Source organism: Streptomyces sp. NPDC044061, assembly GCF_056434305.1.
This window is the reverse complement of sequence record NZ_JBWKFL010000012.1, coordinates 26,604-40,710: the sequence shown is the minus strand read 5'-3', so window position 1 is coordinate 40,710 and position 14,107 is coordinate 26,604. Positions and strand designations below refer to the sequence as shown.

Below are 14,107 nucleotides of genomic sequence, written 5' to 3'. Positions count from 1 at the left end.
CCATGCGCATGCACACGCTGCTCGCCTCCCTGCTCACCGCGACCACCGCCACCGGCGGTCTGCTCCTCACCGCGGGCCCGTCCGACGCGGCCACGACCATCGAGGTGAGCACCGCCGCACAGCTCAAGACCGCACTGGGCGGCGCGAAGCCGGGCGACACGATCCACCTGGCGGACGGCACGTACACCGGCAACTTCAAGGCGACCGCGCGGGCCACCGCCACGGCCCGCATCACCGTCACGGGCTCGCCGAAAGCCGTCCTCACCGCGAGCGGCGGCTACGGCCTGCACCTGAACGGCGCGTCCTACTGGACGGTCAGCGGGCTGACCGTGACCGGCGGCCAGAAGGGCATCGTGAATCGACGCGGCCAAGGGTGTCGTGGTGGACGGCGTCACGGTGCACGGGCTCGCCATGGAAGGAGTGCACTTCCGCAACTCCAGCGCGGACGGAGTGATCAGGAACTCGAGGATCTACGACACCGGGAACGACGGCAGCGGCATGGGCGAGGGCGTGTACGTGGGGACCGCGAGCACGCTGTCCGACAGGAGCGACCGCATTCAGATCCTGGACAACACGATCGGCCCCGGCGTGGGCGGCGAGAACGTCGACATCAAGGAGGGCACGACGGGGGCGCAGATCGTCGGCAACAGCTTCGACGGCGGTGGGCTGACGGGCGCCAACTACGACGACTCCTGGGTCGACGTGAAGGGCAACGACGTCCTCGTCCAGGACAACACCGGCAGGAACACCAGCAACGACGGCTACCAGACCCACACCCAACAGTCCGGATGGGGCTGCGGCACGGTGTTCAGGGGCAACAAGTCGACATTGACGGGTGCGACCGGCTCCACGCGGCTCGCGGTCGACGTCACCAACTACAGCGCCGCCTGCAGGACGACGGTCTACACCAGCAACACGGTGACGGGCGGCACGGGCCTGACGAACATCCCGGTCACTTCTTGAAAGAGGACCCGACGACCCCCTGGAGGCGGGGGAACCGCGCGGCGGGCCCCCAACCGGCCCGCGCCAGGAGGAGGGTCCAAAGCCCCCGTGCACGCATGAGGGGCCGCACCTCGAAAGGTACGGCCCCTCAGGGCTATCGGCTAAGCCCAGCGGCTAGCGATCAGCTCTGGCCGCCGGCCAGCTTCTCGCGCAGCGCGGCAAGCGCCTCGTCCGAGGCCAGCGCGCCGGAGGTGTCCGCACCCTCGGAGGAGTACGAACCGCCGGTCGCGGCCGGAGCGGCGGCCTCGCCACCCTCGGCGGCAGCGGCAGCGTCGGCCTCGCGGGACTTGATGACCTGCTGCTGGTGCTGCTCGAAGCGCTGCTGCGCCTCGGCGTACTGGCGCTCCCACTCCTCGCGCTGCTTCTCGTAGCCCTCGAGCCAGTCGTTGGTCTCGGGGTCGAAGCCCTCGGGGTAGATGTAGTTGCCCTGGTCGTCGTAGGACGCGGCCATGCCGTACAGGGTCGGGTCGAACTCGACCGAGGCCGGGTCGGCACCGAAGGACTCGTTGGCCTGCTTCAGCGAGAGGCTGATGCGGCGACGCTCGAGGTCGATGTCGATGACCTTGACGAAGATCTCGTCGTTGACCTGGACGACCTGCTCCGGGATCTCCACGTGGCGCTCGGCCAGCTCGGAGATGTGGACCAGACCCTCGATGCCCTCGTCCACGCGGACGAACGCACCGAACGGAACCAGCTTCGTGACCTTACCGGGCACGACCTGGCCGATCTGGTGGGTGCGGGCGAACTGCTGCCACGGGTCTTCCTGGGTCGCCTTCAGCGACAGGGAGACGCGCTCGCGGTCCATGTCGACGTCGAGAACCTCGACGGTGACCTCCTGGCCGACCTCGACAACCTCGGAGGGGTGGTCGATGTGCTTCCAGGACAGCTCGGAGACGTGGACCAGACCGTCGACGCCACCCAGGTCCACGAAGGCACCGAAGTTGACGATCGAGGAGACGACGCCGGAGCGGACCTGACCCTTCTGGAGGGTCGTGAGGAACGTCTGGCGGACCTCGGACTGGGTCTGCTCGAGCCAGGCGCGGCGGGACAGGACCACGTTGTTGCGGTTCTTGTCCAGCTCGATGATCTTGGCCTCGAGCTCCTTGCCGACGTACGGCTGGAGGTCGCGGACGCGGCGCATCTCGACCAGGGAGGCCGGGAGGAAGCCACGGAGGCCGATGTCGAGGATGAGACCACCCTTGACGACCTCGATGACGGTACCGGTGACGATGCCGTCCTCTTCCTTGATCTTCTCGATGGTGCCCCAGGCACGCTCGTACTGGGCGCGCTTCTTCGAGAGGATCAGGCGGCCTTCCTTGTCCTCCTTCTGGAGGACCAGGGCCTCGATCTCGTCGCCGACGGCAACGACCTCGTTCGGGTCGACGTCGTGCTTGATCGAGAGCTCGCGGCTCGGGATGACACCTTCGGTCTTGTAACCGATGTCGAGTAGGACCTCGTCCCGGTCGACCTTCACGATGACGCCGTCGACGATGTCGCCGTCGTTGAAGTACTTGATCGTCTCGTCGATCGCTGCGAGGAATGCTTCCTCGTTACCGATGTCGTTGACCGCTACCTGCGGGGTGGTGGCGGTGGTCTCGGTGCTGCTCGTCATGTGGGAAAGGGCTCCGGTACGGACATTGAAGTCGTAGGCACTGCTTACGCCGGGAGCCCGTTTCGCTCTGCAGAAGCCGGACAGCCAAGGAAGCGCCACTTTGAGCACCGGGTGCCCGGTGGCGCCTCGACAACCGAGGGGACATACAACAGATGCGAGCGCAGCCTGCTACGTCTGAGGTGCGCAGGCCCGCAGCGCAACTTGTAGCATACGGGGGCAGCCGGACAGGGTCAATGCGCGAAGGCGCACACCCGGGGCGGATCGCCGCATTTCCGGCACAAGAAACGTCCCACGAGGCCGGACACGCCGAACGGGAGCCCTTCCGCGACACGCCATCGCCCGGCGGGTTGGACGGAAGAGTACGACGAGGGAGCCGATCATCCAAGAGCCGGAACCGCTCGACCCCGAGGGGTTCGAGCCGGAAGCCACCCGACGTGACGCAGGGGTCGCGGAGAGCGCCCGCGCCAACCGGGGCTGGTGGGACCGCAACGCCGACGAGTACCAGGTCGACCACGGCACGTTCCTCGGCGACGACCGCTTCGTGTGGGGCCCGGAGGGGCTGGACGAGGTGGAGGCCGAGCTGCTCGGAGCGCCCGAGGACCTGAAGGGCAAGGACGTCCTGGAGATCGGCGCGGGCGCGGCGCAGTGCGCGCGCTGGCTGGCCGCCCAGGGGGCCCGCCCGGTGGCGCTGGACCTCTCACACCGCCAGCTCCAGCACGCCCTGCGCATCGGCGGATCGTTTCCCCTGATCTGTGCCGACGCCGGCGCGCTGCCCTTCGCGGACGGCTCCTTCGACCTGGCGTGCTCCGCGTACGGGGCGCTGCCGTTCGTGGCCGATCCGCGGCTGGTGCTGCGCGAGGTGCGCCGGGTGCTGCGGCCGGGCGGCCGGTTCGTCTTCTCGGTGACGCACCCGATCCGCTGGGCGTTCCCGGACGAGCCCGGCCCCGAGGGCCTGTCGGTGTCGTCGTCCTACTTCGACCGCACGCCCTACGTGGAGCAGGACGAGCACGGCCGCGCGGTGTACGTCGAGCACCACAGGACGCTCGGTGACCGGGTCCGCGACGTCGCAACCTCGGGTTTCCGTCTCCTGGACCTGGTGGAGCCGGAGTGGCCGGCCTGGAACACCTCGGAGTGGGGCGGCTGGTCGCCCCTGCGCGGGAACCTGATCCCCGGGACGGCCATCTTCGTCTGCGAGCGGGACTGAACGCCCTCTGTTCGTCTCCGCGCGCGCGTGCGCGGAGATCCGCAGGCGCACGCGCGCGTGAGGGGCGCTTTTCCCGTCGTACGACACTGGGGGCGTGATCCGTTACGACGCCCTGGACGCGCTGCCCGTCCGTGCCGCCCTGCCCGCCCTGAGCGACGCCCTGGCCGGGGACGGCACCGCCGTGCTCGTGGCGCCGCCCGGTACCGGCAAGACGACGCTGGTGCCGCTGGTGCTGGCGGGCCTGGTCGGCGATGGTCCCGCGCGGCGGGTCGTGGTGGCCGAGCCGCGGCGGATCGCGGCGCGGGCGGCGGCCCGGCGGATGGCGTGGCTGCTGGGCGAGAAGACCGGCGAGAGCGTCGGCTACACGGTGCGCGGCGAGCGCGTGGTGGGGCGGCACACGCGCGTGGAGGTCGTGACGACCGGGGTGCTGCTGCAGCGGCTGCAACGCGATCAGGAGTTGGCGGGCGTCGACGTGGCGGTGCTCGACGAGTGCCACGAGCGGCATCTGGACGCCGACACGGTGGCCGCGTTCCTGTGGGACGTACGGCAGACGCTGCGGCCGGAGCTGCGGCTGGTGGCCGCCTCGGCGACCACGGACGCGGAGGGCTGGGCGCGGCTGCTCGGCGGCGCTCCGGTGGTCGAGGCCGAGGGGGTCTCGCATCCCGTGGACGTGGTCTGGGCGCCGCCCGCTCGTCCGGTACGGCCGCCGCACGGCATGCGGGTCGATCGGGCGCTGCCGGCACACGTGGCGTCGGTGGTGCGGCGGGCGCTGGCCGAGCGTGCGGGGGACGTCTTGTGCTTCCTGCCGGGTGTAGGCGAGATCGGGCGCGTGGCCGGACAGCTGGGGGACCTGGGCGCCGTGGACGTGCTCCAGGTGCACGGGCGGGCGCCGGCCGCCGTGCAGGACGCCGTACTGGCTCCCGGGGAGCGGCGCCGGGTGGTACTGGCGACGTCGTTGGCGGAGTCGTCGCTGACGGTGCCCGGGGTACGGGTGGTGGTCGACTCGGGGCTGGCGCGGGAGCCGCGGGTGGACCACGCGCGCGGGTTGAGCGGGCTGACGACGGTACGGGCGTCGCGGGCGGCGGGGCGGCAGCGGGCGGGGCGCGCCGGGCGTGAGGCGCCGGGCACGGTGTACCGGTGCTGGACGGAGGCCGAGGACGTCCGGCTGCCGGCTTTTCCGGCGCCGGAGATCAAGGTGGCCGACCTGACCGCGTTCGCCCTTCAGACGGCCTGCTGGGGCGATCCGGACGCCTCCGGGCTGGCGTTGCTCGATCCACCGCCGGGCGGGGCGATGGCGGCCGCGCGCTCGGCGCTGACAGCGGTGGGAGCGGTGGACTGTGTCGGGCGGGCCACGGAGCTCGGTGTGCGGCTCGGGCGGCTGGGGGTGCACCCTCGGCTGGGCCGGGCCCTGCTGGACACCTTCGGCGAGGGTGCCTCGGTCGTCGCTCTGCTGTCCGAGGAGGTGCCGCGGGAGTACGGGGACGATCTGGCCGGTGCTCTGCGACAGGCACGGCGCGGGGGCGACGCCTATGGACAGCGATGGCGGAGCGAGGTCCGGCGGCTGCGGGCCGTCTCGGAGAAGTTCTCCCATCCGCCCACGCATGACCCTCGGTTGCCGGCGGACGTCGAGGCCGGGCGGCGTACCGATGACGACCGGCTCGCCGGTCTCGTCACTGCTCTCGCCTTCCCGGAGCGGGTGGCCAGGCTCGACGGTGGGTCGTATCTCATGGCCTCGGGGACACGGGCCGAGCTGCACGACGGGTCGGCGCTGCGCGGCGCTCCCTGGATCGTCGTCGCCGTCGCCGATCGGCCCGGCGGGAAGGGGCACGCGCGCGTGCGGCTCGGGGCCGCCGTGCAGGAGGACGTGGCGCGGGCCGCGGCCGGGGTGCTCCTGGAGGAGCGGGACGAGGTGCACTGGGCCGACGGGGACGTCGTGGCACGGCGCGTGGAGCGGCTCGGGGCGATCGAGCTGACCGTGCGGTCGCTCCGGGACGCCGACCCCGCGCTCGTACGCGGCGCCCTGCTCGAAGGGCTACGGCAGGAGGGGCTCGGGCTGCTGCGCTGGTCGCCGGAGGCGGAGGTGCTGCGGCAGCGGCTGGCGTTTCTGCGTGCGCACCTCGGGGAGCCGTGGCCGGACGTGTCGGACGAGGCGCTGCACGCGCGCGTGGACGAGTGGCTGGAGCCGGAGCTGGGCCGGGCCCGGCGGCGGGCCGACCTCGGCCGGATCGGCGCCGGGCAGGCGCTGGAGCGGCTGCTGCCCTGGGCGAGCGGGGACGCCGTCCGGCTGGACGAGCTGGCGCCCGAACGGATCGCCGTACCCAGTGGGTCCAGGATCCGGATCGACTACGGGGACCCGGAGCGGCCCGTCCTCGCGGTCAAGCTGCAGGAGATGTTCGGGCTGCGGGAGACACCGGCCGTGGCGGGGGTCCCGCTGCTCGTGCACCTGCTCTCCCCCGCCGGGCGGCCCGCCGCCGTCACGGCCGATCTCGCCTCCTTCTGGAGGGACGGCTACAAGGGTGTGCGCGCGGAGCTGCGGGGGCGCTATCCGAAGCATCCGTGGCCCGAGGACCCGGCGACGGCCGAGCCCACCCGGCACACCAACGCCCGGCTCAGGCGCTGACCGGTTCGGGTTCGGTGCTCTCCGCGGGCGCCGGGTCCTCCGGGCGGCGGGCGCGTGCCTCCAGGTAGAGGGAGAGAGCGAGGAGCAGCAGGCCGAGGCTGAGGAATCCCCGAGGCAGGTACGAGGTGAGCAGCAGGACGAGGGTGCGGTTGTGCTTGACCAGGGCGACCGTGTACTCGATGTAGTCCTCGCGCATCTTCACGTGCCCGGCGAACGCCGTGACCTTGGCGCGATCGCCGAGCAGGGTGCCGCCGCGCAGTTCCTCCTTGTGGATCTCCTCGCCGTAGACGGGGGCTCCGGTGACGGGTTCGACCCAGAACTTCCGGACGGTCGTGTACCAGCGGGTGGTGCCCGTCTTGGCGACCGACTCGGGGGTGATGCCCTGGACGGGCATCGTCTTCGGCATGGGGACCTTGGTCCAGGGGACGGTCTGCTCGAAGTAGTAGACCGTCAGGCCTCGGAAGGTCCGGGTGCCCCTGTAGTGGATGGGACTGGTGGTGCGGGTCTGCGCGTCGAAGTACTCGTAGTCGCGCTGCTGCGTGAGGAAGGGCCACTTGAACTCGATGCCGTCCCGCTTGACCGGGTCGCCGTCGACCATCTCGCCGGTGGCGTGGACGGGGTCCTGGCTGTGGGCGTCGAAGATGTAGCGCTCGGGGATCCGGGAGACCATCTTGCCGTCGGGGCCCTGGACGTAGGACAGGCCGTCCCAGACGACGACGCGCCTGCCCCCGGTCCTCTCGATCTTCTCGGCGGCCTCCACGTCGCCCTTCAGGGTCTGGACGATGGTGACCTTCGGGACCTTCTTCGCACGCATGGTGCCGTAGTCGAGGAGGGTGGCGTCCCTGGCCTCCAGGACCATGTCCTGGTACTGGTTCGCGGGGATCCTGGCCAGGCGCGGGAAGGCGTACCAGCGCAGCATCGGGGACAGCGCCGCGCAGAACACGGCGCAGGCGAGCAGGACCAGGCTTGCCGTGCGGCGCATTCCGGCCTCCCTCCCGGACGGGCGCTGCTACGGGTGCGCGGGCACCGTCGTCAGCAGCGGCTTGGGGGACGTCCGGCCCGTCGGCGTGCCCATGGCGGTCATCGCCAGGACGAGGGCGAGCGCGAGGGCGAGGCCGGTCGCGGCGGCGATCAGAGCGCGCATGCGGGGCCTCCCGGCGGACGGCGACGGGTTCCTGATGGGCCGTCAGATGCCGCACCGTAGCAATGCGCGAGCGAGATGAGAACACGTAGCACACGGACAAGGGCGCCCTCCCCGCCGAAGCGGAGGGAGCGCCCTGCTGCCGTCCGTGTCGTGTGTGCCGTCAGGAGGTCGCGGACGGGCTCGGCGACGGGCCGGCCGAGGTGTCGGCCGCGGCGACCTTGAGTTCGACGGTGAGGGTCGCGCCGCCGGCGGTGGTGATGCGGAGCAGGAAGGTGCCCGTGGTGTCGTCCGCGTACAGCTTCGGCAACGTGAGCAGGCCCTTGCCGTCCGTCTGCAGGCCGGTGAGGGTGCGTACGGTCTTGCCGTCGGCGTCCTTGAAGTAGGGGCCCTTGTCGTTCTCGGTGGTGTCGTCGGCCGCCTTGATCAGCGTGGCGGTGGCCGCGACCTTGTCCGCGACGGCACCCTTGTACGTCGCCTTCACCTGCACCTGGTCGGCGAACTCGCCACCCGGGGTGCAGGTCAGCGGGGTGTCGCTGGTGCGGGCGAGGGTGTCGGCGGCGCGCTCGGTGACGGTGGCCGTGTAGTCGACGCCCTTGACCTTGTGGCCGACGACGGCGGTGGTGATCTTGAAGTCACCGGTCTTCTCGCCCGCCTGGAGCGCCGGCGCGAGTGCCACGCCCTTGGCGTCGGTGGCGACCGCGGCCACGGTCTCGCCGCCGGCGAACGTGGCGTCGGTGTCACCGGTGATGGTGAAGCGGATCCTGACCTTGCCGACCGACATCCCGGCCTTGGTCTCGGCGCGGGTGCCGATCCGCTTGCCGAACGCGTCACCGGCCATGGCGGTGAGCTTTCCGGTGCCCACGTCCTCCAGGTGGTCCACGGTGTCGGAGGGGGTGGGAGCCGTCGGCGGGACCGGCGGCTTCGGCGGCTTGGGATCAGGGGTCTCGTTGCCGCCGCCGGGCTTGTCCGGCTTGGTCTTCGGCGGGTCGGAGGGCTTGTGGGTGCCGGTGTGCCGGGTGTCGTTGTCGCTGCGGTGCGAGGGCACGGTGCCGGTGCCGTCCGGGACGGAGTGGGTGCCCTTGCGGTAGTACTGCAGCCAGTTCAGGACCAGGTTCAGGTAGTCCTGCGAGTTGTTGTAGCTGAGGATCGCGCTGTGCAGGCCGGTGTCGGTGGACATGTCCCAGTCGTTGCGGCACAGGTAGTGGCCCGCGGCGAGCGCGGCGTCGTAGACGTTGTTGGGGTCCGCCTTGCCGTCGTCGTTGCCGTCCCGGCCGGCCCAGGCCCAGGTGGACGGGATGAACTGCATCGGGCCGACGGCCTGGTCGTAGGAGCTGTTGCCGTCGTACTCGCCGTGGTCGGTGTCCTTGATGAGCGCGAAGCCGTTGCCGTCGAGCTGCGGGCCGAGGATCCGGCCCAGCGTGGTGCCGCCTGCGTCGACCCGGCCGCCGCGGGCCTGGCCCGACTCCACCTTGCCGATGGCGGCCAGGAGTTGCCACGGCATGTTGCAGCCGGGCTTGGAGGAGCGCAGCTCGGCCTCGGCCTTCTTGTAGGCGTCGAGGACCGTCGCGGGGATACCCGCCTCAGCTTCACCCCGGGAGACGGGCGTGCCGACGGTGGGCGACGGGCTGGGGTTGGGGCTGTTGAGGGGCGGCAGGTCCGTGTAGTACGGCGAGTTGCCGGTGGCGTTGCCGTCGGCGGCCACGTCCGGTGCGGGGGTGGTGGCGCCGGCCGCGGCCTGTCTGCCGTGGTCCTCGCCGGTCGCTCCCGGAGCCTGGGACGCGGACAGAGCCGCGACCGCTGCCGCGGCCACGGCGGTGGTCGCCGCTCCCTTGCGCAGCCGCCTGCCGATGTGCGCCGCCATAGAGTGAACCCTCCCGTGGACGCTTGTGCGTCCGTCTCCGTCCGACTGCCTCGCTCTGGTGTGACGGTTGACCCGGTGCTGTGGTTGCCCCTGTTCCGCCTTTCCATCCGTGCGACGTGTGTTCGACCTTGTGTTCCGCACGGCGACCCAGGTGACCCTACGACAACTTGCTTGACGCGGGCACCCGTTCGTGCCCGATTTTCACCGGTTGGCCAACTCCCGTTGGCGTGGACGGCCCCGGACGGCACTCACGCATACTGGACCGACGTGATCACCGGTTCCGGTGCCACCTCCGTCGACCGTCCAGGGGGCCCAGTTGCCGTTCACGCTCAGCCACGCGGCGGCGGTGCTGCCCGCCGTGCGTCGCGACGGCGGCGGCCGGGGCCGGCTGGTGACCTCGGTGCTCGTCGCGGGCTCCTTCGCCCCGGACATGCCCTACTACGCCGCGAGCATCCTGCCGGGCGGCATGGAGTTCGGGGCGGTCACGCACTCCTTCGCCGGTGTGGCCGGCGTGGACGTGCTCATCTGCTGGACGCTGGTCGCGCTGTGGCTGCTCGTCCGGGAGCCGCTGGTGGCACTGCTGCCCCGGCGCCTGCAGGGCCGACCGGCCGCCCTGCTGCGCTGCGGTGCGCCCCGCGCGCGCGTGCGGGCCGTTTCGCTGCTGTGGTGGTACGTCTCCGCGGTGCTCGGCGCGCTGACACATGTCGTGTGGGACGCGTTCACGCATCACGACCGGTGGGGGTCACGGCTGATTCCGGCCATCGGGCGGGACCTGGCCGGCAGGCCTGTCTACACCTGGCTGCAGTACGGCACGTCCGCGCCGGCGGCCGTGATGATCGCCGTGTTCCTGCTACGTGCGCTACGGCGGGCGCCGGGCGGTGAGCCCCAGGGGGTGCCCGCGCTGTCCGGACGGGACCGCTGGTGGGCCGGTGCCGTGATCGGTGGCTGGACCCTGGCGGGGGCGGGACAGCGGACGACGCGGTACTGGGAGGACGGGGGTACGGCCGCGGATCTCTGGTCCCTGGTGCCCACGCTGTGCTTCGGCGCGGGCGCCGGGCTGGTCCTCGGGGTGCTGGTGTACGCGGCCGGGGTCAGGGCATGGCGCCCGGCCCGCGCTGCGAGGGGTGCCGACGGGACGGTCGGTGCGGACCGGGACCGCTCGGCGGCTCGCTGACCGGGGTCACGAAGACGGTGAGGGTGCGCCGGGGGCGGGCCCTCGGCATCAGCGCGAGCAGGAGCGCGAGGTAGCCGCGGGCCAGGTCGTACCGGGCTCGCCATTCGGAGGTGCGGCGTGTGCCGGTGGCCGGACGGCGCCACAGGTCCGCCACGGCGTTGCGCACGGTCGCGGACAGGTCGGCGGGGATGCGGGCGGTGCTTGCGTCGACCGCGAAAGCCGGGACCGGCGAGGCGGGCGCGGCCTGGGCCGAGGCGGTGTCCGCCCGGGGCGGGGTGCCTTCGGCCGGCCGGCGGTGAAGCGTGCGTATACCCATGCCCGCAGTGTTGCGGCTGGGAGGCTCGGGGGGCGTTTTGACGGGGGCCACGTGAGTGAAAGGCCCTCCCGGGGTCGGCCGGGGATGCGGGTGGGGTTGCCGGGGCAGCCGTGTGCCTTGCGGGGTGGGGTGAGCCGTGGGGTTGCGCGGTGTTCGGCACCGCCGGGGGCTCGTGGGGAGTCAGCGCCGATGGGTGGAGAAGTTCTTGTCGCCGGGATGCGATGTGGAGCCGTGCGCGGCGGGCGTCGGGGGTGCGGTTGGTCTGGCACCGCCGGGATGCGGCGGGGGGTGGTTCACCGTTGTGGCGGACAAGATTCTGCTGCCGCTGTTCGAGAAGAACCCGTACTGATCGTCGTCGCGGCGGAGACGTTTCTTCGCCGGAAAACGGCAGGGGCGTTGACCAGTGGCTGCTGGCCAACGCCCCCTGTGAGGCGGAGGTGGGGGCTAGTGGGCCGCCGACTCCCAGTCAGGGCCCACGCCCACCGAGACGTCGAGCGGGGCCCTCAGGTCGACCGCGTGCGCCATTTCCCGGCGGACGATCTCCTCGGTGGCCCTGCGCTCGCCGGGGGCGATCTCCAGGACGATTTCGTCGTGGACCTGCAGGAGCATGCGGGACGTGAGGCCCGCCTCGCGCAGGGCCCGGTCGACCTTGAGCATGGCGATCTTGACGATGTCGGCCGCCGTGCCCTGGATCGGCGCGTTCAGGGCCATCCGCTCGGCCGCTTCTCGGCGCTGGCGGTTGTCGCTGTTGAGGTCCGGCAGGTACCGGCGGCGCCCGAAGAGCGTCGCCGTGTAGCCCGTCGCCCGCGCCTCGTCGACCGCGCGGCGCAGATAGTCCCGTACGCCGCCGAAGCGCTCGAAGTAGGTGTCCATCAGGGCACGGGCCTCGGCCGCCTCGATGTTCAGCTGCTGGGACAGACCGAAGGCGGACAGACCGTAGGCCAGGCCGTACGACATCGCCTTGATCTTGCGGCGCATCTCCGCGTCCACCGCGTCCCGCTCAACCGAGAAGACCTGGGAGGCGACCGTGGTGTGCAGGTCCTCCCCGGAGGTGAACGCCTCGATCAGGCCCTCGTCCTCGGAGAGGTGGGCCATCACGCGCAGCTCGATCTGGCTGTAGTCGGCGGTCATCAGGGACTCGAAGCCCTCGCCGACCACGAAGCCGCGGCGGATCGCCCGGCCCTCGTCGGTGCGGACCGGGATGTTCTGCAGGTTCGGGTCTGTCGAGGAGAGCCGGCCGGTCGCGGCCACCGTCTGGTTGAAGGTCGTGTGGATACGGCCGTCGCCGGCAACGGTCTTGATCAGGCCCTCGACCGTGACGCGCAGCTTCGCCTGCTCGCGGTGGCGGAGCATGATCACCGGCAGCTCGTTGTCGGTCTGGGTGGCGAGCCAGGCCAGGGCGTCGGCGTCGGTGGTGTAGCCGGTCTTTGTCTTCTTGGTCCTGGGCAGGGCCAGCTCGCCGAAGAGGACCTCCTGGAGCTGCTTGGGCGAGCCCAGGTTGAACTCGTGGCCGGCGGCCGCGTGGGCCTCCTTCACGGCCTGCTGCACGGCGCCCGCGAACGTCTGCTCCATCGCCTCGAGGTGCGCGCGGTCGGCCGCAATGCCGTTGCGCTCCATGCGGGCGAGCAGGGCCGAGGTGGGCAGCTCCATGTCCCGCAGGAGGTCGGCGGCGCCGACCTCCTGAAGGCGGGCCTCGAAGGCCTCGCCGAGGTCCAGGACGGCACGGGCCTGGACCATCAGGGCGTCGGCCTCGGCGCCGTCGTCCGCGCCGAAGGCCAGCTGGCCGTCGGCCGCGGCGGCGGGGGCCAGCTCGCGGTGCAGGTACTCCAGGGACAGCGCGTCCAGGTCGAAGGAGCGGCGGCCCGGCTTGACCAGGTAGGCGGCGAGGGCGGTGTCCATGCGCACGCCCTCCACGCTCCAGCCGTGCTCGGCGAAGACACGCATGGCGCCCTTGACGTTGTGGAACACCTTGGGACGGCCGGCCTCGGCCAGCCAGGCGGCGAACGCGTTCTCGTCGGCCTCGTCCAGCTCGGAGGGATCGAACCAGGCGGCCGCTCCCCCGCCGGCGGCGAGCGCGACCTCGGCGACGGAGCCGGCGCCCAGTGCCCAGGTGCCGACCGTCGCGACGCCCAGGGTCTCGGTGCCGTGCTCGGTCAGCCAGGGGGCCAGCTCCCCGGTGCCGAGGATCTTGCCGTCCAGTTCCACACCGTCCGCCGCGACCGGGGTGACCTCGGCCTCCTCGGCGCCCGGGTCGACGGCGAACAGGCGCTCGCGCAGGGACGGGTTGCGGATCTCCAGGGTGTCCAGGATCATCGCGACGGCCTTGCGGTCGTACGGGGCCCGCTCCAGGTCGGTGACCGTCCTCGGCAGCTCGACCTCGCGCTCGAGCTCGGTCAGAACGCGGTTGAGCTTGACGGCCTCCAGGTGGTCGCGGAGGTTCTGCCCGGCCTTGCCCTTGACCTCCTCGACGCGCTCGACCAGCTCCGCGAACGAGCCGAACTGGTTGATCCACTTCGCCGCGGTCTTCTCGCCGACGCCGGGGATGCCGGGAAGGTTGTCGGAGGGGTCGCCACGCAGGGCCGCGAAGTCCGGGTACTGGGTGGGCGTCAACCCGTACTTCTCGAAAACCTTCTCCGGGGTGAAGCGGGTCAGCTCCGAGACGCCCTTCGTCGGGTACAGCACCGTCGTGTGCTCGGTGACCAGCTGGAAGGAGTCGCGGTCGCCGGTGACGATCAGCACCTCGAAGCCCTCGGCCTCGGCCTGGGTGGCGAGGGTGGCGATGACGTCGTCCGCCTCGAAGCCCTCGACGGCGAAGCGCTGGGCCTGCATCGCGTCGAGCAGCTCGCCGATCAGCTCGACCTGGCCCTTGAACTCGTCCGGGGTCTTGGAGCGGTTCGCCTTGTACTCGGTGAACTGCTCGGAGCGCCAGGTCTTGCGGGAGACGTCGAAGGCCACCGCGAAGTGCGTGGGCGCCTCGTCACGCAGGGTGTTGGCCAGCATCGACGCGAAGCCGTAGATCGCGTTCGTCGGCTGGCCCGTCGCGGTCGTGAAGTTCTCCGCGGGCAGCGCGAAGAACGCGCGGTAGGCCAGCGAGTGCCCGTCCATGAGCATCAGCCGCGGACGGGTGCCGCCGGGGGTCTTGTCGGTCTTCTTCGATGCTGTCTCTGCCACGCC

General features: G+C 71.6%; 10 protein-coding genes and 1 pseudogene. 5 read left to right on the top strand and 6 right to left on the bottom strand.

Annotation, left to right across the window (positions count from 1 at the left end):
* Positions 1-2 precede the first annotated feature (2 nt).
* Positions 3-963: pseudogene (locus AC07CM_RS20460) on the top strand (right-handed parallel beta-helix repeat-containing protein).
* Positions 964-1,123: 160 nt separating this feature from the next.
* Here AC07CM_RS20460 and rpsA read toward each other — a convergent pair.
* Positions 1,124-2,614, bottom strand: coding sequence for a 30S ribosomal protein S1 (gene rpsA, locus AC07CM_RS20455; protein ID WP_067042841.1), 1,491 nt, complete (start codon positions 2,612-2,614; stop codon positions 1,124-1,126).
* A gap of 334 nt (positions 2,615-2,948) precedes the next feature.
* On the opposite strand from rpsA, the gene AC07CM_RS20450 reads away from it, so the two are divergent.
* Together AC07CM_RS20450 and hrpB are read left to right on the top strand one after the other, a co-directional pair.
* Positions 2,949-3,818 (top strand): class I SAM-dependent methyltransferase, encoded by an 870-nt coding sequence (locus tag AC07CM_RS20450; protein ID WP_478878060.1) that lies wholly within the window; start codon positions 2,949-2,951, stop codon positions 3,816-3,818.
* A 94-nt stretch (positions 3,819-3,912) separates the two neighbouring features.
* Positions 3,913-6,438: an ATP-dependent helicase HrpB gene (gene hrpB / locus AC07CM_RS20445; RefSeq protein ID WP_478877827.1), complete on the top strand. Its 2,526-nt coding sequence runs from the start codon at positions 3,913-3,915 to the stop codon at positions 6,436-6,438.
* Here hrpB and pgfA read toward each other — a convergent pair.
* The 3 genes from pgfA to AC07CM_RS20430 all read right to left on the bottom strand — a co-directional run bounded on the left by pgfA (position 6,428) and on the right by AC07CM_RS20430 (position 9,443).
* Positions 6,428-7,420, bottom strand: coding sequence for a cell envelope lipid trafficking protein PgfA (gene pgfA / locus AC07CM_RS20440; RefSeq protein ID WP_478877826.1), 993 nt, complete (start codon positions 7,418-7,420; stop codon positions 6,428-6,430). The genes hrpB and pgfA overlap by 11 nt on opposite strands.
* Positions 7,421-7,447: 27 nt before the next feature.
* The gene (locus AC07CM_RS20435; RefSeq protein ID WP_478877825.1) at positions 7,448-7,582 is read right to left on the bottom strand and encodes an SPW_0924 family protein; all 135 of its coding nucleotides are present in this window, start codon (positions 7,580-7,582) and stop codon (positions 7,448-7,450) included.
* A 160-nt stretch (positions 7,583-7,742) separates the two neighbouring features.
* The gene (locus AC07CM_RS20430) at positions 7,743-9,443 is read right to left on the bottom strand and encodes a lytic transglycosylase domain-containing protein (protein WP_478877824.1); all 1,701 of its coding nucleotides are present in this window, start codon (positions 9,441-9,443) and stop codon (positions 7,743-7,745) included.
* Positions 9,444-9,759: 316 nt separating this feature from the next.
* Here AC07CM_RS20430 and AC07CM_RS20425 point away from each other — a divergent pair, with 316 nt between their 5' ends.
* On the top strand, positions 9,760-10,617 hold the full coding sequence (locus AC07CM_RS20425; RefSeq protein WP_478877823.1) for a DUF4184 family protein: 858 nt from the start codon (positions 9,760-9,762) through the stop codon (positions 10,615-10,617).
* On the opposite strand, the gene AC07CM_RS20420 is transcribed toward AC07CM_RS20425, so the two are convergent.
* Entirely contained in the window at positions 10,535-10,933 is a 399-nt protein-coding gene (locus tag AC07CM_RS20420; protein ID WP_478877822.1) for a hypothetical protein, read from the bottom strand. The genes AC07CM_RS20425 and AC07CM_RS20420 overlap by 83 nt on opposite strands.
* A gap of 193 nt (positions 10,934-11,126) precedes the next feature.
* Here AC07CM_RS20420 and AC07CM_RS20415 point away from each other — a divergent pair, with 193 nt between their 5' ends.
* Positions 11,127-11,282, top strand: a complete 156-nt coding sequence (locus AC07CM_RS20415) for a hypothetical protein (protein ID WP_478877821.1) — start codon at positions 11,127-11,129, stop codon at positions 11,280-11,282.
* Between the two features lie 95 nt (positions 11,283-11,377).
* Here AC07CM_RS20415 and polA read toward each other — a convergent pair whose 3' ends face one another.
* Entirely contained in the window at positions 11,378-14,104 is a 2,727-nt protein-coding gene (gene polA, locus AC07CM_RS20410; RefSeq protein WP_478877820.1) for a DNA polymerase I, read from the bottom strand.
* Positions 14,105-14,107: the final 3 nt, after the last annotated feature.